Source organism: Pyramidobacter sp. C12-8, from assembly GCF_002007215.1.
Classification (GTDB): domain Bacteria; phylum Synergistota; class Synergistia; order Synergistales; family Dethiosulfovibrionaceae; genus Pyramidobacter.
Genome location: NZ_MUHX01000060.1, coordinates 1 through 1727, shown reverse-complemented (window position 1 = coordinate 1727; position 1727 = coordinate 1). Strand labels below are relative to the sequence as shown.

At 61.4% G+C, this 1727-nt stretch carries 1 protein-coding gene; it reads right to left on the bottom strand.

Translation table 11 applies throughout. The annotated features are described in order from the left end of the window. Window positions 1-1727, bottom strand: a 1727-nt coding sequence (locus B0D78_RS12055; RefSeq protein WP_205948326.1) for a hypothetical protein, incomplete at both ends; no start/stop codon positions are given.

Genomic DNA, 1727 nt, shown 5'->3' with positions numbered 1-1727 from the left:
TGTGGGGATGATGTCGAGGCGTTTGTGCGCGCTGTCGAGGAGGATGCCGGGGGCGGTCCCGGCGGGGTCGGCGCCGATGGTGTAGGTGGCGTTCTGTCCCGCGGCGAGGGTGGCGGCTTTCAGCTGGCCGTAGTTGACGGCGTCGCCGTTGGCTGTGGCGTTGGCGACGTTGGTGATTTTCTGTCCGCCGGCGTTCAGGCCGGCGGTGGTGATGTAGTCTTTGCCTCCGACGCTGACTTTGCCGTCGCTCAGGATGACTTTATGGGTCGAGCCGACGGTCACTTCCGCGAATTCGGGTTTTTCGCTCATGACGAGGTCGAAGCCGTCGCCGGCGGCGTTCTTTTTCACGCCGAGGTTCTTGCCGGATACGCTGGCGCTCACGCTTGCCAGGCCGCCTTTGAGGTTCAGGGTCTGGCCGAGGGTGCGATTGACGGCGCCGTCGTTGCCGGCGAAGTTCAATCCGCCGGACAGGGCGCCGGTGATGGTGGTGATGGCGCTGTTGTTGCTGATGTCGATGTTTTGACCGAGGTTGGGGTTGGCCTTCACGGTCACTTTCGCGCCGTCGCTCCCGTCGGCTGTCACGGTCACGTCGATCTTGTTCGCTTCGCCTGCGAACTTGATGTTCTTTTTGGACGCACCACCGAGGGTAATGTCCTGTTTCGTTCCGGCTTCGTTGCTGACGGTGAAGCCGCCGGCGAGGTTCTGCACGGTGGTATTGCTGGCGATCTGGTTGTTGATGGCGGTGTTCAGGTTGGCGGTGTTGACTTTGTACTTCACGCCAGCCGTGCCAACTTCGGATTCGATGATGTTGCCGTCGCCGGCGAACGTGATGATTTCCGTTCCCGTTTTGTCGGCGGTAATGGTTTTCGTTCCGGTCCCGGTGTCGGCGATCTTGAATTTCGCTTCGACGTTATTAATCACGGTGGAGCTGTTGTTGATGGTATTGCTCAGTGTCGAACCGTCCAGGCCGATGGTGAGGCCGCCCGCGTCGACTTTCGTGGTGACGCCGCCGGCGCCTGTGACCACCAGCGGAGTGGCGCTGTTGATCAACTTGCTGCCCGGTACGGCTTCCGCGTCCTTGATCGTCCAGTTCGCCGTTCCGCCGATGGCGCCGGTCAGGGCCGCGGTGTCGAGGCTGTACTTCACGCCGTCGGTGGTCATGGCGGACTTGATGTAGGTGCCGTCGCCTTCGAATTTGACGGTCGGTTCGGTGTCCTTGGCCAGCGTTACGGTCTTCTTCGTTCCCGTTTCCGCAGTCACGCCGAATTTGGCGCTGATGTTGGTGATCGGGGTCGTGGTCGCGTTGTTGATGTTGGTGATCACGCTGCCGGTGATGTTCTGGGCGAGTTTGGCCGTGTCGATGCCGTAGGTGACTTTGGTGCCGGTCAGGCCGACGGTCATGGTGTCGTCGGTCGTCGCGAACTCGATCGTCGGTTTGGCGCCGCCGAGGGCGACGTTCGACGTGGTGCTGCCGGCTTTCAGGTCGAAGCCGTCTTTCAACGCGTTGATGGCCGAATTGTTGGCGATGTTGAGGTTGGTTCCGAGGTTGGGGTCGGTCTTCACGGTGACGGTGGCGCCGTCGGAGGCGTTGGCTACTTCGACGAGGATTTTGTTGGCTTCGCCCTTGAACTGGATGTTCTTTTTGGACGCGCCGCCCAAAGTGATGTCCTGCTTCGTTCCGGCTTCGTTGCTGACGGTGAAGCCGCCGGCGAGGTTCTGCACGGTGG